We start from the raw sequence: 24,073 nt of genomic DNA, 5'->3' as shown, positions 1-24,073 counted from the left end.
TGCTACAATAAGCAAATATAGGCTATGGATGGGAGATAGTAAGATGAAAATAGGTATAATAGGCGGAGGATCTATTGGTCTTTTGGTGGCTAAATATCTGTGTGAAATGCACAATGTGACACTTTATGTTAGAAGACCAAAACAAAAACAAAAGTTAAATGATCATGGCTTATTTTTATCAAATAACACGACTCCCTGCCGGGTTAATGCTTTATTAACCAGTGAATTAAAGGAAGAGGATTGTGTGATTGTATGTGTGAAACAGCCGGAGATAGGTGCTTTGGTGCAATTATTATCCCATTTAACTAAACATACACCTATTATTTTCCTTCAAAATGGCATGGCGCATATTGATCTTCTAAAGGATCTGTCAAACCCAGTATATATCGGTATCGTGACTCATGGTGCATTACGAAAAAGTGATCATATCGTTACACATACTGGGATGGGTGAAATTAAACTGGCAGTTTATAGTGGCGACGATAATCAGTTATTCACTATGATTCACTCATTGGGAAGTAAACAATTTCCATTCCAGGTTGTGGAAAACTGGGAGAAATTATTGGCAGAGAAATTAGTAATAAATGCGGTGATTAATCCACTAACTGCTATTTTTGAGGTGCCAAATGGTGATATACTTCGCAACATATATCTGACGAAAATAGCGAAGGAATTATGCCGGGAAGCATGTACAGTTTTGCAATTGGATTATATGGTTCAATGGAATAATGTTCAAACTGTGGCTACGCAAACAAAAGAAAACGTAAGTTCGATGTTTAAGGATCTCAAGGATCATAAACAAACAGAGAATGAAGCTATATCGGGTTACTTAGTAAAAAAATCAACCGACACCATTCCATACACAACATTTGTTTATAACAGCATGAAGGCATTGGAGGCTAAAAAGGGGATAAATCAGTAAAAATGTGGAACATTGTTATCAATATAATTGCATGTGCAATAATGGTTCCTTTTATTGTCACCTGGCTTATATATAAAGGTCATCGTTTACAAAGGAAAACGCGGTTGTATGCATTTCATAAGGCGGTGGCATGGTCCGCCATTTTATATATTCTATCTGTCATGATGATGCTAAAGGCTATATTTAATGACTTTTTTGTGGGTTATATTATTTTATTTCACCTTGTTTGTCTGACAGTACTAATTATTATTCAACGTGTAAATCATACGGAGGTTGCTTTTAAGAAAGCATGCAAGATTGTATGGCGGCTTAGTTTTTTACTGTTTTTTTTCCTGTACATTGGGTTGATTTTAATTGGCATTGCTAAGCAACTATTATCCGTATAGTCTGCGCCCCAAACAAATTCCATGAAATATCCTTTGGAATTATGTAGAATACAAGATGCACAATTATGATTAACATTAAAGGAGCATGTAATTTTTATGCGCATTCAACCTATCAATATACAAACACAAAATAAACTTATCCAAGACTATAGAAATGAACAGGAAACGGTCATGCAGCATTTTGATTATAATCCGTTTGAGTCGGGTGTATTTCAAAAACGAGCAAAAGATTTACAAAATAAAAATGTTAATCGCGAGCAATTAACAGAGGTATTACATAAATTAAATACAAAATGGAATGCTCCTTTAAGTACACTAGGTAATATTGAACGACTGAAACAGGATGATAGTCTTGTTGTCATTGCAGGACAGCAGGCAGGTTTGCTGACTGGACCAATGTATACCATTAACAAATTAATATCGGTCATTCAGCTTGCGAGACAGCAGGAAGAGCAATTGGGGGTCCCGGTCATACCTGTTTTTTGGATTGCCGGGGAAGACCATGACTTTGATGAAATAAATCATATTTATTTGCAGGACAATTCAAAAATGAAAAAACATAAGCTGTTGCAACGTATAGTGGGAAAGAAGGCCGTCTCAGACATCGCCGTAGATGATGATCAGGCAAGTGAGTGGATTGATACGTTATTTATGGAATTAGGTGAAACGTCCCGTACCAATGATCTCTATCATTCGTTAAAAACGTACCTGGCCAACTCGGAAACATATATTGACTTTTTTGCGCAGATTATCTTTCGGTTGTTTGCCGAGGAAGGGCTCGTGCTTATTGATTCAAATGACGCCAAAGTAAGGAAACTAGAGAGCAGCTATTTCATTGACCTTATAGAAAGACAATCGAAAACCACTGATTCCATTCACGATGCTTTTCTGGAAATTACTAAACTTAACTATTCTTTGTCGATTGAGTCAGACCCAAATGACGCAAATTTATTCTATCAAAATGGCGAAGAGCGTGTCCTGTTAATACGCAATGATGATGGATACTGGGTTGGAAAACACAACGAAATAAAGTTTACAACGGAAGAAATGCTGTCAATTGCTAAAAATGAACCGGAATTATTAAGCAACAACGTAATGACAAGGCCACTGATGCAGGAAATGGTTTTCCCGTCGCTAGCGTTTATTGGCGGTCCCGGTGAAATCAGTTATTGGTCAGTATTAAAGGGAGCTTTTCATGTAAATAATTTAAAGATGCCTCCTGTAATACCGCGTCTTTCATTTACGTTTATGGAACGTAATGTTGAAAAGCTGCTGCATAAATATGACATTCCGGTAGAATATGCTGTCAATACCGGAATATTAGATTGCAAACAAAATTGGCTCGAATCAAAAACCGATCCACCTGTCGTGCAATTATCAAGTCAATTGAAGCAAACAATTGATGAAGCGCATAAACCTTTGCGTGAGCTTGCCCAGTCGATTCGATCAGATATTGGGGATTTAGCAGATAAGAATTTAACTTACTTATTGCGTGACGTAGCATTTCTTGAAAAAAGAATGATAAAAAGCATAGAAGAAAAATATGAAATGGAAATATATGAATTCGATACGATGCAACTGGCAATGCGGCCAAATGGAGGTCTTCAGGAAAGAATATGGAATCCCCTGCCGTGGATTAATCAATACGGAATCGAATTTATTAAAGAATTAACCGATGAATCCTGTTCCTATGAACACGATCATTATATTGTATATTTATAAACGTATATTGGGTGGTACCACTTTCCACCACTTAACTTAAAAAATAACTTTATGTCTTATGATATTCCTATATTTCATTGATCTGCCAACGATGATCATGAAATTTATAGGGATATTTTTTTTGTTAAAAACCAGTGTAGGGAGACTATATTCCCATTTTTTAAGGGAACGAAAAAAAGTTATAAAATAATGTGGTGAATTGTGGGGGGATGTGGTAACATGATTATATGAAAGTGGGGAGAACCATATGTTCATGGGAGAATTTCAACATAACATCGATAATAAAGGTAGAATTATCGTCCCTGCTAAGTTCCGAGAAGAACTTGGTGAGCGGTTTGTTGTGACCCGTGGGTTGGATAAGTGTTTATTTGCTTATCCAATGAATGAATGGAAGCTGCTTGAAGAAAAACTAAAGAAACTCCCCCTAACAAAGAAAGATGCTAGAGCGTTCACTCGTTTTTTCTTTTCTGGAGCTATTGAGTGCGAAGTGGATAATCAGGGTAGAATAAATATTCCTCAGACACTTCGAAATTACGCTGTGTTAAGCAAAGAATGTGTAGTAATTGGCGTGTCAAACAGAATTGAATTCTGGGCTAGCGAAAATTGGGATGATTATTTTAATGATTCCGAGGAATCGTTTGCTGAGATCGCCGAAAATTTGATGGATTTTGATATTTAATTTTTAAATGCAAACTTTAGGATAATTGGTATTTGAACTTTAATTTAGTAACGAAAGTGGTGTGCCCATGTTCAATCATTACAGTGTATTAAAAGAAGAGACCATAAGCGGATTACAATTGTCTGCTAATGGTACATATGTCGATTGCACAGTTGGTGGTGGGGGGCATTCTGAAAAGATTGCAAGCAAACTGGATGACAATGGGTTGCTAGTTGCTTTTGATCAAGATCTTGATGCGTTACATGCAGCAAAAGAAAAACTAGACGTATTTAGTGACAAAGTGGTTTTTATTCACAAAAACTTCAGTAACCTTGAAGAAGAATTAATTAAACACGAAATTACTAACATTGATGGAATACTATTTGATTTGGGTGTTTCCTCTCCGCAATTCGATCGTGGTGAACGTGGATTTAGTTATAGGCATGATGCATACCTAGACATGCGTATGAATCAGCAGCAAAGCCTAGACGCTCACGAAATTGTAAATAATTGGCCATACGAAAAACTGGTAAAGATTTTCTTTACATACGGAGAAGAAAAGTTTTCCAAACAGATAGCCAGAAAAATAGAAGCGCGCCGGGAAAAGGAAGCCATAAATTCAACACATCAACTTGTTGACATTATAAAGGAAGCAATACCAGCTGCTGCAAGGCGGACAGGAGGACATCCCGCAAAGCGGATTTTTCAGGCGTTGCGGATTGCAGTGAATGATGAATTAGCCGTTTTTAATGATGCATTACATCAGGCTGCTCGTATGGTTAGTGTTGGCGGTAGAATTGTTGTTATTACATTTCAGTCATTAGAGGACAGGATTTGCAAACAAGCCTTTAAAAAATGGAGTACAACTAAACCTGTTCCGAAAAACTTACCAATTGTACCTGAAACCCATCAGGCACCATTTAAAGTCATTACACGAAAGCCGATTATTGCAAAAGATGACGAACTTGAAGAGAATCGCAGGTCAAGATCTGCCAAACTGCGAATAGTCGAGAAAATGAAACCATGGGACGCGGAATTTACTTATATGGAAGGGTGGAATAAAAAATGAGCGCAAGTCATGCCCGCAGTTGGGACCAAATGCAGCCTACCGCTCCAAAAAAGGACAAGCAGGTTGTTGTTAAAGTAAGAAAACAAAGCTGGATCACAAAAGGTGAAAAAGTGTTATACTCTATTGTAGGCGTCTGTTTACTAATAGCAGCTATTTACATGGTATCTTTTGCCTCTTCCACAGACACCATTAACAGAGAGTTACAAGCACTTGAAAATGATGTTCAACAACAAAAGGTGCAGAATGAAGGGCTTATTTATCAAAAGAAAGAGTTGAGCAGACCGGAAAGAATTGTTAAAATAGCTGAAGAAAATGGATTGCAAATTCAAGATGCAAAAATTAAGCAAGTTAGTGGATTAAACAAGTAACAAGTAGCAGGGTGGATTTGTCATGAAAAAGAATAAAACAACACACTTTATGGCCGGAATTCTCATTTTAGTTTTCGTTTCCATATTTTTGATTTTGACAGGGAGGTTCATGTACATACAGGCCACTGGTGAAATTAATGGTGTATCCTTGGATGAGTGGGCGGACAAAAAACGCACAACTTCCACTACCCTAGATTCCGAACGGGGTAAAATCTTTGATAGTACAGGAATGACGCTTGCTTATGATCGACCTACATTTAAAATATTCGCGATAGTAGATGAATCCTACTCGAAGGATCTAGAGGAGCCACAGCATGTTAAAAACCCAGAAAAAACTGCGGAGATGCTGGCTCCTCTATTAGATATGGAAGAAAAAGATATTTTAAAGCGGCTGCAGTATGGTATAGAAAATGATAAATTCCAAGTAGAATTCGGCTCAGATGGAAAGGAATTATCCCAGGAAACGAAAGAAAAAATTCAGGACCTTGATTTGCCGGGGATAAAATTTGAAAAGAGATCGATACGATATTACCCAAATGGAATGTTTGCTTCCCACATCCTTGGTTTCGCACAGAAAAAGGAAGGTGAAATAACTGGGATAGCGGGTATTGAACGTGAAATGAATGATATCTTGGATGGAAAAGACGGCAAAATTTCGTATCAACGTGATAAATACGGTACGAAACTATTAGACCCGAATCAAATAATCCAAAAGCCGGAAGATGGCAATAATGTTTACTTAACGATCAATCAAAAAATCCAAACGCTATTGGAAGATACACTTTCTCAAGTCAATGAAGAATATAATCCAAAGCGGATAACAGCAATTGTCATGGACCCTAAAACTGGTGAAATTGTGGCGATGAGTAATCGTCCAAGCTACAACCCGAATAATCCCGCCAATGTTGAAAATTGGTATAATGATGCAATTTCAACACCTTACGAACCTGGTTCTACAATGAAGATGTTTACCTGGTCCGCAGCAATAGATTCGGGGAATTATAATGGAGACGCAACATATATGTCTGGTAAATATAAGCCTCTCCCTAATACGAAAGCAATCTATGATTACAATATTGACGGTTGGGGCGAGATATCTTTTGACGAGGGATTCAGACGTTCTTCAAACGTTGCAGCAGCAAAGTTATTATGGGAAGTAATGGGACCGGAAACCTATTTGAACTATTATAAGGCATTTGATTTCGATGAAAAAACAGGCATCGATTTACCAGATGAGGTTGCTGGTAAACTAGTCTTTGACTATCCCATCGAAAAAATCACAACAGCCTTTGGACAAGGTACAACCGTTACACCAATCCAGCAAATGAAAGCCGCTACGGCTATTGCTAATGATGGAAAAATGTTAAAACCTTATGTTATTAAGAAAATTGTTGATTCAAATTCGGGTAAAACGATAAAGGAAAAGTCGCCGAACGTAGTCGGACAGCCTATCTCGAAAGAAACTGCAGATCATGTAAAAGAATTACTTGGAACTGTAGTAACAGGTGATGGAGGAACCGGGGCGAATTATAAACTCGATGACTATTCTGTAGCAGGTAAAACGGGAACGGCACAGATTCCAAATCCTGATGGACGGGGATACTTATCAGGCAACGGAAACTATATTTATTCATTCCTGGGTATGGCGCCTAAGGATGATCCTGAATTGATGATGTATGTTTCTGTTAAACAACCTGAGCTGGAGCATGAGGCCGGATCCATACCAGTGTCGTTTATTTTTAAAAATGTTATGAAAAATGGTCTGCATTACATGAACATCGATCCGGATAAAGAGGCAACCGAAAAAGCCTCAATCATTGAAGTTCCGGAACTAGTTGGTCATGACGCAAAAGAAGCAAAAGAACAGTTATTAAAGTTAGGACTTAAGCATATAATGGTTATTGGTGGAGGAGATAAAGTTGTCGATGTCAGTGCACCAAAAGGAGAAGAAATACTGGCAAACAACCGTATTTTACTGCTGACTGATAAACCAACTATGCCCGATATAACAGGATGGTCCATGCGTGAGGTATATAAACTGGCAGACCTTATTGGCCTCAAAGTTGAAACAATGGGAAATGGGTACGTGGTTAAACAGAGTATCAAAAAAGGTGCCCCTATTAAGAAAAATGATTACCTGGGTGTTGAATTGAAACATCCTAATACGGAGAAACAGGAACCTAAGGATGAACAGGAAAGTATAAAGGAAGCTCAGGAAGAAGATGGTGCATCGGATGAACCAACCGGGGAACAATAATAGTCATAAATAAGCAGTTTAGACAGTGTTCTATTTCGATTTTTTCAATCATATAGTGGATACAAGCCTACCTATGAAAAGGGGATGGAATATGAAACGAGTATCTACTGTAGCAGTGAGAAAACGAATAGTCGCTGTCTTTTTAATTGGCTTAGTTGTATTTTTTGTGATTAATATTCGATTGGGGTATGTACAATTTTTTCTTGCCGATGAATTAATTAAAAAAGCGAATGATTCATGGAGCAGGGATATTAAGTTTGAGGCGGAACGTGGGAGGATACTGGATGTAAATGGAGAAGTACTGACCAAAAACGTTTCAGCGCCATCTGTTATTCTTGTTCCGAGTCAAATAAAGAACAAGGAAGATACGGCGGAAAAACTGGCTAGTGTACTTGATATTACGAATAAGAAAGCTTATGAGTATGTAACAGAAAAAAGAAGTAAAGTTAGTATACATCCAAAGGGAAGAAAGATTTCCAAGAAACAAGCAAAGACATTACAAACATACAATATGGAGGGGGTATACTTAGCGAAGGATTCAAAACGTTATTATCCGCATGGGGCTTATTTATCACACGTCTTAGGTTTTACAGGAATTGATAATCAGGGGTTAATGGGACTTGAGTTATACTATAATGATAAGTTAAGCGGAACACCTGGGAGCCTGTCATATTATTCTACTGCCAAGGGTGCTCGTCTGGATGATCCAGCTGATGTATATAAAGCGCCAGTAGATGGACTAACACTGAAAACAACAATCAATTCCAAGGTGCAAACAATTATTGAACGTGAGCTTGATTTAGCTGTTGCAAAATATTCGCCAGATGGCGCATCTGCTATTGCAGTCAATCCCAAAACTGGTGGAATAATTGCTATGTCGTCTCGTCCAAATTTTAAACCAGGTCAGTACAAAAAATTTGATCCGACCATTTATAGCCGAAATCTGCCAATCTGGAGTACCTATGAGCCAGGTTCAACCTTTAAGATTATTACCCTTGCAGCGGCTTTAGAGGAAAATGCAGTTAATTTACAAAAAGATACATTTAATGACGACGGGGAAATTTCAGTTGGAGGTGCAAAGCTGCATTGCTGGAAATCTGGCGGCCATGGCCACCAGACATATTTAGAGGTTGTGCAAAATTCCTGTAACCCTGGATTTGTAAATTTGGGTATGAAGCTTGGGCAGGAAAAATTATTTTCCTATATAAGGGATTTTGGTTTTGGCGAAGAGACAGGAATTGACTTACAAGGCGAAAGCAGCGGTATTCTTTTTAAACCAGAACAGGTTGGGCCTGTTGAACTGGCAACAACTTCCTTCGGGCAGGGGGTATCTGTCACGCCAATTCAGCAAGTTATGGCGGTTTCTGCTGCTGTAAATGGCGGAAATTTAATGGAACCCCATATAGCTAAGGAATGGATTGATCCGGTAACGAAAGATGTTGTTGAAAAGGTAGAACCGAAAGTAGAGGACACAGTAATCTCTGGGGCCACCTCTGAAAAGATTCGAAATGCTCTGGAAAGCGTTGTGGCTAAAGGTACTGGTCGTCCTGCTTTTGTAGAAGGGTATCGGGTAGGAGGTAAAACAGGTACTGCCCAAAAGGTAGGACCTGACGGACGGTATATGCAAAATAATTATGTCTTGTCATTCATTGGGTTTGCACCTGCTGATGACCCGGAAATAGTAGTATACTTGGCAATTGATAACCCTAAAGATACAGTACAATTCGGTGGAGTTGTAGCGGCCCCGATTGTAGGAACGATTATTGGCGACAGTTTGAGTGCGATGGGAGTAGAAAAAAGAACAGATGGATTGGCAAAAGAATATAAATGGCCTGAAGAACCTGAAGTAACTGTTCCTGACCTAATTGGGCTGAAGAAAGGTGAACTGGCTGATTATTTAACAACCTTATCCATTAAAACCAGTGGTGAAGGGAAATACATTGTTGATCAGGAACCCAGTGCCGGAACAAAAGTAGAATCGGGTTCAAAAATGAGGATTTATTTATCAGATGAAAAATGACCGTGATATACCAATAAAAAACTGGTATAATATATTTTTAGAGTTTAAGAATCAGAAAAACTTTGTATATGCTCTTGATGTGCAGGAATAATTTTAAAAAGGCTGTTTTCCGCTGCGGACCGTTGCTTTCCGCGGGCGACTGCCTGCAGCGGAAATCACGTTGCAGTTGCGTCACAGTTTATGGATTTTGTGTCAAAAACAATAATCTTTTAGAAAGCAGCCTTTAAAAAAAGGGTGTAACCACCCTCTTAAATATTGATAAAGAAAAGAATACATATGGATAGGATGAATGCGATGAAATTGAATGAAATCATTTCCATCTTGCCATTCTATAAAGCTATGTATGCAGTTGAAGATGTATTTGTAAATGAAATCAAAATGGACTCACGTGAGGTAAATCAAGGAGATCTCTTTATATGTATTAATGGCTTTACTGTAGATGGTCATGAATATATTGATCAGGCCATAGCAAATGGGGCAGCTGCCATCTTAGTTGAGAAAGCCGTTGATACCAATATACCTACCATTCTTGTACCAGATTCTTCACGGGCCCTTGCAATGATTGCAGCACATTTTTATCATTACCCAACAACCAAATTTCCTTTAATCGGGATAACAGGAACCAATGGTAAGACAACAATAACTTATTTAGTTGAAAAGATATTGAATGAATGTAATTGGAAGACGGGGATAATTGGCACGATCCAGATGAAAATTGGTAATCGCTTATTTCCTGTCCAAAATACTACTCCAGATTCATTGTTTTTACAAAAAAGTTTTCATAAAATGGTAGAATATAATGTGGATACAGCAATTATGGAAGTATCGTCCCATGCGCTTGATATGGGAAGGACGTACGGCTGTGATTTCGATGTGGCGGTATTCAGTAATCTATCGCAGGATCACTTGGATTACCATAAGGACATGAATGATTACCTCCGTGCAAAAAGTCTCTTATTCTCCCAATTGGGAAATACGTACAGGAAGACACATCCGAAATTTGCTGTTATAAATGTGGATGATCCTAGTCATGACATGATCAAACGAAGCACCGCACAGCATATTATTACATATGGTTGTAATACAGAGGCTGCCATTATGGCAACTGATGTTGAGCTTAAAGCAAACCGTACAATTTTCACATTGAATACGCAGGTAGGTGAAATCTCTGTTAGCAGTATGCTCATTGGGATGTTTAATGTCTATAATATGCTTGCAGCTGTTGGTGTGGCGATGGCGTTTCATATTCCCTTGGGAACGATCAAATCAGCCCTAGAGAAAATTACTGGAATTAGTGGAAGATTTGAACCGGTTGGAGGGGATCAGCCCTTTACAACCATAGTGGATTATGCTCACACCCCGGATTCACTGGAAAATGTATTACAGGTTATTAAGGAATTTGCCAAAAAAAATATTTACGTTGTTGTAGGGTGCGGAGGTGACCGTGATAAAACAAAGCGTCCACAAATGGCAGCAATTGCATTAAAATATGCGAATAAGGTTATTTTTACGTCCGATAACCCAAGAACAGAAGATCCTTCGGCTATATTAGAGGATATGGTTAATGGACAAATGGAAAAACATTATGAAATAATTCAAGATCGGAGGCAGGCCATTTATCGTGTAATCAATCTTGCCAGTGACGATGATGTGGTTCTGATAGCCGGTAAAGGACATGAAACCTATCAATTAATTGGTCACACGAAATATCAATTTGATGATAGGGAAATAGCGAGGCAAGCAATTTTATCTAAGGGGAAATAATTATGTTATTTACAACTAATTGGATTTCTACTATTTTTAGAAACTATAGTGGTGTAGCTGAAGATACAATACAGATTAATGAAGTTGTTACAGATAGTCGCACTCGCTCGAGTAAGTCATTGTTTATTCCCATTGTGGGTGAAAACTTTGATGGTCATGATTTTATTAAACAGGCATTTGATAATGGAGCAGTTGCAACAATATGGAATAAAAATAAAGAACTTCCATCTTTCCTGCCCACGGAATTCCCCGTTTTTTTTGTGGACGATACACTTCGTGCGCTGCAGGGGTTAGCAGCTGCTTATCGGAAAGAAATAGATCCTGTTGTTATTGGAATCACAGGTTCAAATGGTAAAACAACAACAAAAGATCTTATCGCTTCCGTTATGAAATCAAGCTACAAAACCCATGCAACTAATGGTAACTTCAACAATGAAATCGGACTTCCATTAACCGTTTTAGCAATGGATAGGAAAACAGAAGTATTAGTACTTGAAATGGGCATGAGTAATTTTGGCGAGATTGAACGCTTATCTAAAATTGCCTTACCTGATTATGCGGTGATCACGAATATTGGGGAATCCCATATTGAATATCTTGGGTCGCGAGAAGGGATTGCCAAGGCAAAGTCGGAAATAGTAACAGGAATGACTGGAAATGGTTATTTGCTAATTGATGGTGATGAACCACTATTATCTGCATTTCATTCCAAAGACAGGGTTATCCGCTGCGGTTTTAATACTGGGAATACTGTTGAAATAAACCAAGTGAAAATTTCGCAGGATCACACGGGATTTGTTCTAGCAGATGGAGCATCATATTCTGTACCATTATTAGGGAGCCACCATGCTTTAAACGCAACGTTTGCAATTACACTTGCTAAATTAATGAGTATAGATTCGGGTGTCATCCAACAAGCACTATCATCGCTTCAGTTAACCTCTATGCGTTTTGAAATGGTATCAGGGAGAAATGATGTATCGATAATAAATGATGCTTATAATGCATCGCCAACATCAATGAAGGCCGCAATTGATGTTGTGAAACAAATGAGTGGATTTTCTACAAAAATTTTAGTTTTGGGTGACATTTTAGAGCTTGGGGAACATGCACAGAGTTTCCATGAATCAATTGCCGATGTAATCGATGACTCTGTTTCCGTATTGTTCACACTCGGCGACCAGGCAAAATCGATTAATAAAAAAGTGACAGCCATGGAAAATGGAGTGGTTTGCAAGCATTTTAGCACAAAAGAAGAGTTGGCTCATGGCCTTGAATTTTATTTGAACAAAGATACACTCGTTTTATTTAAAGCTTCCAGAGGCATGCAGTTTGAAAAAATAATTGATAAAATTAAGTGATAGTAAACAACAATCTTGGGCGGTAATTGTAAAAGGAGGAGAAACACAATGAATTTATATGCATTACTGATAACAATCGCAATCGCATTTTTAATCACCGTCCTTTTATCCCCGATCTTTATTCCTTTTTTAAGACGATTGAAATTTGGACAAAGTATACGAGAAGAAGGACCTAAATCACATGTGAAAAAAACCGGTACACCAACAATGGGTGGAATTATGATTGTCTTCAGTATTATTATTACATCAATAATCATGGCGGCAAAATATTCGTTTCAATCCATTGGATATGAACTATGGATTTTAATATTCGTAATTTTAGGGTATGGACTTATCGGCTTTTTAGATGATTTTATCAAAGTTGCCCTTAAACGGAATCTTGGATTAACATCAAAACAAAAGATGTTTGGACAAGTAGTAATCGCACTTGTATTTTATGTAATTTTACGGATGAATAATTTTGATACATATATTCAAGTTCCGGGTACTGACATCCAGTGGGACCTCGGCTGGGGCTATGCATTATTAATTATTTTTATGCTTGTCGGCACGTCAAATGCGGTAAACTTAACTGATGGGTTAGACGGACTTTTAGCGGGTACAGCTGCAATTGCGTTTGGCGCATTTGGAATCTTGGCATGGTCTGGTTTTCCGCAAAATGAAGTAGCCATTTTTGCACTATCAGCTGTTGGGGCATTATTAGGCTTTCTTATCTTTAACGCACATCCTGCAAAGGTTTTTATGGGAGATACTGGTTCTTTAGCTCTTGGAGGTTCATTGGCCGCCATCGCTATATTAACTAAACTTGAAATTATTCTAATCATCATTGGCGGCGTGTTTGTCATCGAAACATTATCAGTTATTATTCAAGTTATATCATTTAAAACAACCGGAAAACGTATATTTAAAATGAGCCCATTACACCATCATTATGAGCTAATGGGTTGGTCAGAATGGCGGGTAGTTACGACATTTTGGTTTGTGGGATTATTATTTGCAGCACTTGGCGTATATATCGAGGTGGGCTTATTGTGAAGAAATTAACTGAATTTAACTATTCACATGCATTAGTATTGGGTTTAGCAAAAAGTGGTACAGCTGCCGCTGAGCTACTTTTAAATAGTGGTATTAATGTACGGATAAATGACAAGCTTGCAACGCAAACAGATGATGTTGTTGTAAAACTAAAAGAGATGGGCGCTGAGGTGATTGTTGGTTCCCATCCCCTTTCTGTTTTAGATACGGTAGATGTGGTCATTAAAAATCCGGGCATTCCATATGACAACCCAGTAGTCGCAGAAGCTGAAAAACGTGAGATTCCAATTTTAACTGAAATTGAGTTTGCTAATGAATTAGCAACAGGGAATATTATTGCTATTTCCGGTTCAAATGGCAAAACTACCACAACAACGCTTGCTACAAATATGATAGCTGAGAGTAATTTACCTGTTAAAGTAGCGGGGAATATTGGAAAAGTTGCAACAGAGGTTGCCCAGACCCTAACCGATGAGGAAACTCTGGTATTGGAATTATCCTCATTCCAATTAATGGGGATACGGGAATTCCAACCTAAAATTGCAGTACTACTTAACATTTATGAAGCGCATTTGGATTATCATAAAACGATGGCAAATTATAAAAGAGCTAAATATAATATTTTTAGAAACCAAACGAGTGAGGATTATCTTGTGTACAATGATGATGATCCAAATTTGAGAGAGGCTGCATTGGAAGCCAAATCAGTTAAAGTACCTTTTTCCATTACGAAACAGCTTGAAACAGGAGCGTGGGCCGATTCAACCAGTATTTATTTTGGAAATGAAAAGATAATGGATAAACAGGATATTCTGCTTGTTGGCGATCACAATATCGAAAATATGCTCGCGGCAATTTGTGCAGCAAAGCTAAACGGCGCAAGTACGAAGGCTATACAAAAAGTATTACAAACATTCTCCGGAGTTGAACATCGTTTTCAATTTGTAGCCAGGATTGCAGACAGGCTGTTTTATAATGATTCAAAAGGTACTAATATTTTAGCAACCCAAAAAGCCTTGTCCTCATTTAAACAACCCACCATTTTGCTGGCTGGTGGGTTGGATCGTGGCAATGGTTTTGATGATTTACTCCCATATTTAAAAAATGTGAAGGCAATGGTGTTATTTGGCCAAACAAAAATGAAGCTTAAAGAACTGGCAGACAAGGCAGGAATAACCAAGGTTACATTTGCAAAAGATGTGACGGACGCTGTTGACAAAGCATATGCATTATCAAATCCAAAAGATGTAATTTTGCTTTCACCAGCATGTGCCAGCTGGGATCAATATCGTAGTTTTGAAGAACGAGGAGACATGTTTATACAAGCTGTGCATACATTAGAGTAAGGGCATTTTCTTTCAGTCATCAATTGCTAACTTACTTAATACTAAATGCCCTAATTTCTTTTAGTTGGAAATGGGGTATTTTTTTGTTTGATAAAATGTTTAAACAACAAAGTAAACCGGATTATTTTTTGCTTGGCTTGGTTATAGCATTGCTGATCATAGGAGGGGTAATGGTATTTAGTTCATCGTACGTTTGGGCGGATTATAAGTATGGCGACGCTTTCTTTTATCTCAAACGTCAATTACTGTTTGTCGGTGTAGGTATTGTTGCAATGTTTTTCCTGATGATGACACCATACGGGTTATGGAAGAAGTATGCTAAACCAATATTGCTAGGGTGTTTTGTAATGCTTGGATTAGTGTTAATACCAGGCGTCGGCTTAGTACGCGGAGGTGCGCAAAGCTGGATTGGTGTTGGGGCATTTAGTATCCAGCCGTCCGAATTTATGAAACTTGGACTGATTATATTTCTATCCGCCTATTTGACGTTTAACCAGAAATATATCACATCGTTTAAAAAAGGCTTTTTCCCTTCTATTATTCTTGTGTTCACCGCATTTGGGCTAATTATGCTTCAGCCGGATTTAGGGACAGGCGTTGTTCTGGTTCTAACATGTATGGTATTAATCTTCGCTGCCGGTGCAAAATTCACCCATTTTTTTGGACTGGCTGGTTTAGGTATAGTAGCCTTCCTGTTCCTGATCATTTCTGCACCATATCGAATTAAACGAATTACCGCATTTATTAATCCGTGGGAAGACCCGCTTGGGGACGGATTTCAAATCATTCAGTCTTTGTACGCAATCGGTCCCGGCGGATTAATGGGTGTTGGTTTAGGTGACAGTATACAAAAGTATTTCTACCTACCTGAACCGCAAACAGATTTTATTTTTGCTATTTTAGGAGAAGAATTAGGGTTTATCGGTGGCACGATTGTTATCATATTATTCATCCTGATCTTCTGGAGAGGAATTAAAATAGCTCTTACTACACAGGATGAATTTGGCAGATATTTGGCGTTAGGCATTACCACTATGCTTTCGATTCAGGTTATGATCAATATCAGCGTTGTAATCGGCTTAATCCCCGTCACAGGTATTACATTACCATTTTTAAGCTATGGGGGTTCATCCCTGACGCTAACACTTTGCGCCGTTGGTATTTTATTAAATATTAGCAGATCTTCCACAATTTGATAATTATCTGAGGTGTTGGATATATTTTACTGTCGCAATGCTTTAAAAAAACAATTTTCTAGGTAATGTGTACTACATATTTATGTATGTAATATGATATAATTCAGGTAACAAAATGAGACGGCATTTTATAGTGCCGTTTTATTCTGTTAATTTGAAATAAAGGAAGAAATAGAATGAGCAAAAAGAAAATTGTTTCGATTGAGGATCGCATTCCAAAGCTGAAACAAGCTCGCAAGAAAAAAGCGAATAGACGTTTAATATTTTATCTTTCTATTTTTTTCATACTTATATCGATTATCGTATATTTGCAATCTCCACTTAGTCATATACATACAATCGAGGTGACCGGCAACCTTGCATTATCAGACGATGAGGTCGTGGAAAAAACTAATTTAACAACTGATACGAACATCTGGATGCTCAATGAATCCAAGATTAAAAATGAACTGGCAAAAAATCCAATCATTGATTCTGTTGAAGTTAATAAGAAACTGCCGTGGACTGTTGAAATTCAAGTTAATGAATTAAAACAAGTAGGGTACTTAAAAAAAGATGGTTTCTTTTACCCTATTTTAGGGAACGGCAAGGTGTTGACCAAATTAAAAAGGGAAACAAGCAATGGTAGTGCTCCTTTGCTGATAGGCTTCAATGATGAATCCATGTTAAACAAAATGACCGAACAGTTAAAAAAACTACCGCAAAATATTCGTAATTTAATTTCTGAAATTCATTGGAAGCCGAAAGACGATAATAAGAAAAAAATAGTCCTTTTTATGAGTGATGGTTATGTGGTTGATGGAACTATTCGAAACTTTGCTAAGAACATGAAGGTGTATCCGTCAATCGTTGCCCAGCTTGACCCGGATAATAAAGGAATCATCCATATTGGGGTAGGTGTTTATTTCGAATCGTTTGAGGATAATACAGAAGATAAAAAAATAACAAAAACCACTGCGGAATAATCGCCAATTTAATAAAAATAGTTGATTAATTAAAGTTGAAAGACACATTCAGAGCGATGTTAACGAACAGTTTAGTATGTGGTAGGTTATGCCCATGAAAAGAATGGAATACAAATTAATTTGCGAAGAAATGAAAAAATCAGCAGAAAATTAAAGGAATTCTATGTTAATTGTAGAATTACTCATAATATATTTTATTTTTACCGTGTAGTACGATAGAATAATAGATTATAATACTTATGAATTGCTGGTTATCAAATCTAAACGTAAAAATGGCTGAAAATAAAATTGTTGTAAGGAATTGGGAGGTGCCTTTCTTTGAATCAAAGTGAGATTTTAGTTAGTTTAGACATTGGGACATCAAAAATAAAAGTAATTATTGGGGAAGTTGTAAATGATTCATTAAATATTATTGGCGTAGGTTCTGCTAAGTCAAACGGCATGAAAAAAGGTGCTATAGTTGATATTGACCAAACTGTAAATTCTATCAGAAATGCTGTTGAACAAGCGGAGCGTATGGTTGGAATGGAAATTGACCGGGTTGTAGTTGGAATAAACGGCAATCATATTCAATTACAATCATGCCATGGTGTAGTAGCCGTTCAAAGTGAAAATCGTGAAATAGGCAATGATGATATAACACGTGTAATTGATGCAGCACAAGTGCTTTCTATCCCTCCGGAACGTGAAATCATTGATGTCATACCAAAACAGTTTATTGTGGATGGATTGGATGAAATTACGGATCCAAGGGGAATGATCGGTGTCCGCCTGGAAATGGAGGGAACAATTATAACGTGTTCCAAAACGGTCTTACATAATATATTAAAATGTGTGGAGCGTGCCAATTTACAAATATCCGATATTTGTTTACAACCACTCGCAGGAGGATCAATTGCGCTTTCCAAGGATGAAAAAAATCTTGGTGTAGCCCTAATTGATGTTGGGGGTGGATGCTCAACTGTATCAATCTTCGAAAATGATCATCTAGTATCCACAAGCGTTGTCCCGTTAGGCGGAGACAACATAACAAAAGATTTATCCATTGGGCTTAGAACATCTACAGAAGAAGCAGAAGACATTAAACTTAATTATGGTCATGCTTTCTTTGATGAAGCACAAGAAAATGAGACATTTGAAGTTTCTATCATTGGAAGTAATACAAAACAGACCTACAACCAGTTACAGATTGCTGATATGATTGAGGCAAGGTTAGAAGAAATATATGCCTATGCCGAGCGGGAAATCAGAAAAGCTGGATATCGGGGATTGCCTGGGGGTTATGTATTGACGGGTGGTACCATGAAAATGTCAGGCGTACTTGAACTTGCACAGGATTTGTTTCAATCAAATGTAAGAATGGCCATCCCGGATTATATTGGGGTAAGGGAACCGCAGTATACAGCAGGTGTTGGTATCTTGCAATTTGCTTACCGTAATGCGAAAATACAAGGAAAAGAATTATTTCCATCTGTTATTGAGCATGAGCAGGAATCACAACCAAAACGCACGAAAAAACAAGCTAGTCCTAAAGAACCAAAGGAAAAAACGAAAAAAGAATCAGGAATCGCTAATATTTTCAAATATTTCTTTGATTAATATAGTGTTTCAGTAACTACTTGTGATAAACTCTTGTAATTTTGCAAATTTAGGAGGAACGGATATGTTAGAGTTTGATACAAATATGGATCAGTTAGCAACAATTAAAGTTATTGGTGTTGGTGGCGGTGGAAGCAACGCTGTTAACCGAATGATAGAACATGGTGTGGAAGGTGTCGAATTTATTGCAGTTAATACGGACGCACAGGCATTAAATCTTTCCAAGGCGGAAGTGAAGCTGCAAATTGGCGGAAAACTGACACGCGGACTTGGTGCAGGAGCTAATCCAGAGGTTGGTAAAAAAGCTGCTGAGGAAAATAAAGAACAAATTGAAGAAATACTGCAAGGTGCAGATATGATTTTTGTAACCGCTGGGATGGGCGGCGGTACTGGTACCGGTGCAGCGCCAGTAATTGCTCAAATCGCAAAAGAAATTGGAGCATTAACAGTCGGTGTTGTAACACGTCCGTTTACCTTTGAAGGCCGGCGCAGATCTGTACAGGCAGTTTCGGGAATTGATGCATTAAAGAGTAGTGTCGATACTTTAATTGTCATTCCGAATGATCGTCTGCTTGAAATTGTTGATAAAAACACACCGATGCTAGAAGCATTCCGTGAGGCGGACAATGTTCTCCGTCAAGGTGTACAAGGCATTTCTGATTTAATCGCAAAACCAGGACTGATTAATGTAGACTTTGCTGATGTTAAAACAATTATGTTTGATAAAGGGTCTGCATTAATGGGCATTGGTGTTGCTACCGGAGAAAGTCGTGCCACTGAAGCCGCGAAAAAAGCAATATCTTCACCGTTACTTGAAACTTCGATTGATGGAGCCCACGGTATTCTTATGAATATTACAGGCGGAGATAATTTAAGTTTATATGAAGTGCAGGAAGCAGCTGATTTAGTAACTTCTGCTGCAGATAATGAAGTAAATGTCATATTTGGTTCAGTGATCAACGAAAATTTAAAAGATGAAATTATTGTTACTGTTATTGCAACAGGATTTGATGAAAATCAAAAAATTGATAACACACCAAAACAACGGCCGATTATTAATCATAAACAGCAAGCTGCAACAAGACAATTTGATGAGGCTCCAAGAGAAAGACAACAACCGCAGCAACAGCAGTCGCAGCAGCAGCAACAACAGCCTAATCGTGTGAAACAAGAAGACGATGCTTTAGACATTCCAACCTTCTTACGTAACCGTAACCGCAATCGATAAAAGTAGATTGAATGATTCAGGGCAGCCAAACTGGTATTTCACCCAGTCTGGCTGCTTTTTTAATCATCCATCAATTGTGGGAACCTGTGCTTCTCCTGTATCCTACCCCTCCGACAATCCTGTTGATAAGAAGTTAAAAATAGCCCTTTTTTGCATACAAGAAGCGACAGACTTTTTTATCCACCTCCCTTATACTTTTAATTATTCAGCTAAAGCCAGAAATTCAATAGGATGGAAAGGAAGGGAGAAGTGGCAATTTATGTTGATGTAATATGGCTGCTCAATTTTTTGTTTGATATGATGCTCATTATGCTTACACTTATCTTAGCAAAAGAAAGTGCTAGTAAGAAAAGGATTATTCTAGGTTCGTTTGTTGCTTCCATGATCGTTCCGATTTCAATCTATTTCCCAGATTCATTGATTACTAGCGTAGTTGGGAAGTTTATGTATTCAATTTTAATAATATTGAGTTTCTGTCGTTATCGTTCTGTATATCAATTGTTCCGTCTCCTGTTTTTATTCTACTTTGTTACTTTTACTATCGGAGGTGGGTTAATTGCCCTGCACTTTATGCTGGAAAGCCCATTCGCTGTTTCTTCGAGTGGAGTTCTAACGTTTAATAAAGGATACGGGGATCCAATCAGTTGGATATTCGTTGTCATATGTTTTCCAATTGTTTGGCACTTTACGAAAAAAAGTATGGACAAGCACGCAGCGGAAAAAATTCGGTATGATCAGTTTTATCCCACTACATTAGAAATTAATAATAAGGCAATTTCGACAACAGGATACATTGATAGTGGAAATCAATTGGTTGATCCTCTTACAAAAAGCCCAGTTGTTATCTGTGATGAACCGTTTTTAAAGCAATGGTTTTCAGAAGATGAATGGGAAGCTATAACTAAGGCATCTGATCTTTTGGACTTTGATGCTGTCCCGAAAAAATGGGAGGGACGAATACATATCGTTCCATTTCAGGGCGTTAATGGAAAGTCTTCTTATATGTTGGCAATCAAGCCAGATCATATAAAAATACAGTATGACGAAAGAGAGATTATGACAAATAAGTTATTAATCGGAATTCAGTTTTCAGATCTAACTAAAGATCAACGATATCATTGTTTACTTCATCCCCAAATTATTAAACTAGCAGCAGTTCATTCAGCATAAACCTGCTTAAAACTGCCCGTATACTGAAAAAGGAGTTCGGGTGATTAAGAAATCAGGCAAATCAATTTAATGAAAAGGAGCGATTAATTTGTTGAAACTTCGGATGCAGTTATGGTGGTATAAGTTTTTAATTAAACTAGGTTTTAAAGCTGATGAAATATATTATATTGGCGGCAGTGAAGCATTACCACCACCGCTGTCAAAAACAGAAGAACAGTCTTTATTAAAGCGCTTACCTACTGGGGATAAAGCGGCTCGGGCAGTACTGATAGAACGAAATCTGCGTTTAGTTGTTTATATTGCCCGCAAATTTGAAAATACCGGTATCAACATTGAAGATTTAATCAGTATTGGAACTATTGGTCTAATCAAAGCTGTTAATACCTTCAAACCAGAGAAACAAATTAAATTAGCAACCTATGCATCCAGATGTATTGAAAATGAGATTCTTATGTATTTAAGAAGAAATAATAAATTAAAATCTGAAATATCATTTGATGAGCCTTTGAACATAGATTGGGATGGCAATGAATTATTGTTGTCAGATGTACTAGGCACGGATGATGATGTGATTACCAAGAACCTTGAAAAGAACGTGGACAAAGATTTGTTAAAAAATGCTTTGTCACATTTGAATAACAGGGAAAAGCAAATCATGGAGCTGCGATTTGGTCTGATTGGCCAGGAGGAAAAAACACAAAAAGATGTGGCCGATATGTTAGGTATTTCACAATCGTATATTTCCAGACTGGAGAAAAAAATAATCCGCCGGTTAAAAAAAGAATTTAATAAAATGGTATAGCCCTAGACACAGTTGATTTACACCATATATTTACCATTTTTTGTCTCATTCGGTTTGCATAAAAAATCTCCTGCGCGGAGATACTGTCCTTGAACAGCATCGCTAACTGGGAGGGCAGAATCGATATGATTAGACATAAAGTTGAAATATGTGGTGTTGATACATCGAAATTACCAGTGTTAAAGAACGAAGAAATGCGTAAATTATTTGTAAAAATGCAAGAGGGAGAACTATCTGCACGAGAAGAATTAGTGAATGGTAATTTACGCTTAGTTTTAAGTGTCATTCAGCGTTTTAATAATCGTGGAGAATATGTTGATGATCTGTTTCAGGTAGGATGTATAGGATTAATGAAATCAATCGATAATTTTGATTTAGGTCATAATGTTAAATTTTCCACATATGCAGTCCCGATGATCATTGGAGAAATTAGAAGATATTTACGGGATAATAATCCAATTCGTGTGTCCAGATCATTACGTGATATTGCATATAAAGCATTACAGGTAAGAGAAAGTTTGGTTAACAAAACATCAAAGGAACCTACTTCCAAAGAAATCGCCGAGGAATTAGGCATACCACAAGCAGATATCGTATTTGCTCTGGATGCAATTCAGGATCCTGTTTCATTATTTGAACCAATCTATAATGACGGTGGTGACCCGATTTTTGTGATGGATCAGTTAAGTGATGATTCGGATAAGGATTCTACCTGGGTAGACAAGCTTTCCTTGAAGGAAGGTATGCATCAACTCAATGAACGTGAGAAAATGATTGTAAATAAACGTTTTTTCCAAGGTAAAACACAAATGGAAGTCGCCGATGAAATCGGCATATCACAAGCCCAGGTGTCGCGCCTCGAAAAAGCAGCAATCAACCAAATGAACAAACAAATGTTTGAGTGAATAGAAAACGGTCTAGTTTCAAGGGGCCGTGGTTCGATAATGGTTAATAGAATGAAGCCCAAGAACAGATATCGTCATATCTGTTCTTTTTTACTGTTTTTTTATGAAAAAATGAACAAACCTTGCATATAAATTTAGTAAGGTGGTGATTACAATGATCAAACTTTCAGAGTTGCAAATGAAAGAGGTCATCGTCATTGAAAATGGTACACGTCTGGGTCATATTTCTGATTTGGAGATTGATGCCGTGAACGGTAGAATACTTGCAATTGTCCTGCAAATAAAAGAAGGGAAAAGTGGGATGTTTGCGAAATCAGGAGAAATGATTATTGGATGGCATCAAATCACAACAATAGGGGAAGATGTTATTCTTGTTCAGTTAAAGGAAAACCAACTTCTTTTAAGCAGTAATACAACATTAGATTAAAGTGTCCATTAAAAATATGGTAGAATAAGGCAAGGACAATATATGGAGGTATCCACGTTGGACGTTTTTAATCATGCAAATTCATCATATTTAACTTTGAACAGCTGGAAAGATTTACACCCTGAACTGCAAGTTGGTTTTACTACTCGTCTTGGCGGAATTAGTAGACCCCCATTCGAATCATTTAATATGGGTTTACATGTACCGGATAGAAAGCAGGATGTCATTAAAAATCGGGCGCAACTTGCTGACCGAATTGGGCTGCCAATGGATTCCTGGGTTAGCGGTGAACAGGTTCATGGTACCAACATAGCGGTGATTGACCAAAAATTGAAGGGGAGGGGCGCCTTTACGTATGATGATTCGCTTAGCGGAATTGATGGGCTTATCACAAATCAAAAAGATATTCTTTGTACTGCTTTCTTCGCGGACTGCGTTCCCCTTTTCTTTTTTGATAAGGAAACAGAATATATCGGTATTGCACATGCAGGCTGGAAAGGAACTGTAAATAGCATTGGAGTGGAAATGATTAAGAAATTTGAATTACTTGGTGCAGACCCTGAAACGATACGAGTGGCTATCGGACCATGTATATCTAAAAACGCTTATGAAGTCGATTGGCAGGTTATTAAAAATCTCGACGAAGAACAAATAAAACAGGCAGCGGAAAGACGAAATAATGACCATTATTTATTGGATTTAAAGAAGTTAAATATGGAAATCCTTTTACAAAGTGGGGTAATTCGTCATAATATAGATGTAACAAATTATTGCACATTTCGCGAGGAGGAATTATTTTTTTCTCATCGGAGGGATCATGGTAAAACCGGAAGAATGTTAGGCTTCATCGGTTTTCAATCATGATGCAGCTTT

Annotated in this window: 21 protein-coding genes; all 21 read left to right on the top strand. The window is 37.6% G+C overall.

The features are described 5' to 3' along the window. Positions 1-43 precede the first annotated feature (43 nt). The 21 genes from CFK37_RS16220 (at position 44) to pgeF (ending at position 24,064) form a co-directional block, all read left to right on the top strand. Positions 44-922 (top strand): 2-dehydropantoate 2-reductase, encoded by an 879-nt coding sequence (locus tag CFK37_RS16220; protein WP_157724871.1) that lies wholly within the window; start codon positions 44-46, stop codon positions 920-922. A 2-nt stretch (positions 923-924) separates the two neighbouring features. After that, the gene (locus tag CFK37_RS16215; protein WP_089062851.1) at positions 925-1,308 is read left to right on the top strand and encodes a DUF3397 family protein; all 384 of its coding nucleotides are present in this window, start codon (positions 925-927) and stop codon (positions 1,306-1,308) included. A gap of 96 nt (positions 1,309-1,404) precedes the next feature. Further along, entirely contained in the window at positions 1,405-3,030 is a 1,626-nt protein-coding gene (gene bshC / locus CFK37_RS16210; RefSeq protein ID WP_089062850.1) for a bacillithiol biosynthesis cysteine-adding enzyme BshC, read from the top strand. A 247-nt stretch (positions 3,031-3,277) separates the two neighbouring features. Then, positions 3,278-3,709: a division/cell wall cluster transcriptional repressor MraZ gene (gene mraZ, locus CFK37_RS16205; RefSeq protein ID WP_089062849.1), complete on the top strand. Its 432-nt coding sequence runs from the start codon at positions 3,278-3,280 to the stop codon at positions 3,707-3,709. Positions 3,710-3,776: 67 nt separating this feature from the next. Further along, complete coding sequence (gene rsmH, locus CFK37_RS16200; RefSeq protein ID WP_089062848.1) at positions 3,777-4,757, top strand: 16S rRNA (cytosine(1402)-N(4))-methyltransferase RsmH; 981 nt, start codon at positions 3,777-3,779, stop codon at positions 4,755-4,757. Beyond that, positions 4,754-5,125: a cell division protein FtsL gene (ftsL, locus tag CFK37_RS16195; RefSeq protein ID WP_089062847.1), complete on the top strand. Its 372-nt coding sequence runs from the start codon at positions 4,754-4,756 to the stop codon at positions 5,123-5,125. The genes rsmH and ftsL overlap by 4 nt, the downstream gene beginning before the upstream one ends. 22 nt (positions 5,126-5,147) lie before the next feature. Then, entirely contained in the window at positions 5,148-7,382 is a 2,235-nt protein-coding gene (locus tag CFK37_RS16190) for a penicillin-binding protein (RefSeq protein WP_089062846.1), read from the top strand. A gap of 91 nt (positions 7,383-7,473) precedes the next feature. Beyond that, positions 7,474-9,402: a stage V sporulation protein D gene (locus CFK37_RS16185; RefSeq protein WP_089062845.1), complete on the top strand. Its 1,929-nt coding sequence runs from the start codon at positions 7,474-7,476 to the stop codon at positions 9,400-9,402. 294 nt (positions 9,403-9,696) lie between these two features. Further along, on the top strand, positions 9,697-11,166 hold the full coding sequence (locus CFK37_RS16180) for a UDP-N-acetylmuramoyl-L-alanyl-D-glutamate--2,6-diaminopimelate ligase (RefSeq protein WP_089062844.1): 1,470 nt from the start codon (positions 9,697-9,699) through the stop codon (positions 11,164-11,166). A 2-nt stretch (positions 11,167-11,168) separates the two neighbouring features. Next, a complete protein-coding gene (locus CFK37_RS16175; RefSeq protein WP_089062843.1) occupies positions 11,169-12,527 on the top strand; it encodes a UDP-N-acetylmuramoyl-tripeptide--D-alanyl-D-alanine ligase in 1,359 nt (452 codons plus the stop codon). A gap of 48 nt (positions 12,528-12,575) precedes the next feature. Beyond that, positions 12,576-13,562, top strand: a complete 987-nt coding sequence (gene mraY, locus CFK37_RS16170) for a phospho-N-acetylmuramoyl-pentapeptide-transferase (RefSeq protein ID WP_089062842.1) — start codon at positions 12,576-12,578, stop codon at positions 13,560-13,562. Beyond that, positions 13,559-14,908, top strand: a complete 1,350-nt coding sequence (murD, locus tag CFK37_RS16165; RefSeq protein ID WP_089062841.1) for a UDP-N-acetylmuramoyl-L-alanine--D-glutamate ligase — start codon at positions 13,559-13,561, stop codon at positions 14,906-14,908. Before mraY ends, murD begins: the two co-directional genes overlap by 4 nt. Positions 14,909-15,003: 95 nt before the next feature. Continuing rightward, a complete protein-coding gene (gene spoVE / locus CFK37_RS16160) occupies positions 15,004-16,104 on the top strand; it encodes a stage V sporulation protein E (RefSeq protein WP_089063689.1) in 1,101 nt (366 codons plus the stop codon). Positions 16,105-16,280: 176 nt separating this feature from the next. Beyond that, the gene (locus tag CFK37_RS16155) at positions 16,281-17,069 is read left to right on the top strand and encodes a cell division protein FtsQ/DivIB (protein WP_089062840.1); all 789 of its coding nucleotides are present in this window, start codon (positions 16,281-16,283) and stop codon (positions 17,067-17,069) included. 318 nt (positions 17,070-17,387) lie between these two features. Continuing rightward, positions 17,388-18,668 carry a cell division protein FtsA gene (ftsA, locus tag CFK37_RS16150; RefSeq protein ID WP_089062839.1) on the top strand — a complete coding sequence of 427 codons (1,281 nt, stop codon included), beginning with the start codon at positions 17,388-17,390 and terminating at the stop codon, positions 18,666-18,668. 64 nt (positions 18,669-18,732) lie between these two features. Beyond that, complete coding sequence (gene ftsZ, locus CFK37_RS16145) at positions 18,733-19,896, top strand: cell division protein FtsZ (protein WP_089062838.1); 1,164 nt, start codon at positions 18,733-18,735, stop codon at positions 19,894-19,896. A 249-nt stretch (positions 19,897-20,145) separates the two neighbouring features. Next, complete coding sequence (gene spoIIGA, locus CFK37_RS16140) at positions 20,146-21,066, top strand: sigma-E processing peptidase SpoIIGA (RefSeq protein ID WP_089062837.1); 921 nt, start codon at positions 20,146-20,148, stop codon at positions 21,064-21,066. Between the two features lie 82 nt (positions 21,067-21,148). Next, complete coding sequence (sigE, locus tag CFK37_RS16135; RefSeq protein WP_089062836.1) at positions 21,149-21,868, top strand: RNA polymerase sporulation sigma factor SigE; 720 nt, start codon at positions 21,149-21,151, stop codon at positions 21,866-21,868. 125 nt (positions 21,869-21,993) lie between these two features. Then, positions 21,994-22,773, top strand: coding sequence for an RNA polymerase sporulation sigma factor SigG (gene sigG / locus CFK37_RS16130; RefSeq protein WP_089062835.1), 780 nt, complete (start codon positions 21,994-21,996; stop codon positions 22,771-22,773). A 154-nt stretch (positions 22,774-22,927) separates the two neighbouring features. Further along, a complete protein-coding gene (locus CFK37_RS16125) occupies positions 22,928-23,200 on the top strand; it encodes a YlmC/YmxH family sporulation protein (protein WP_089062834.1) in 273 nt (90 codons plus the stop codon). A gap of 57 nt (positions 23,201-23,257) precedes the next feature. Then, entirely contained in the window at positions 23,258-24,064 is an 807-nt protein-coding gene (gene pgeF / locus CFK37_RS16120; RefSeq protein WP_245837232.1) for a peptidoglycan editing factor PgeF, read from the top strand. Positions 24,065-24,073: the final 9 nt, after the last annotated feature.

Origin of the sequence: Virgibacillus phasianinus (assembly GCF_002216775.1) — a bacterium.
Classification (GTDB): domain Bacteria; phylum Bacillota; class Bacilli; order Bacillales; family Amphibacillaceae; genus Virgibacillus_F; species Virgibacillus_F phasianinus.
Note: the sequence above shows the minus strand (reverse complement) of the source record. Positions and strands in the feature narration are given on the sequence as shown.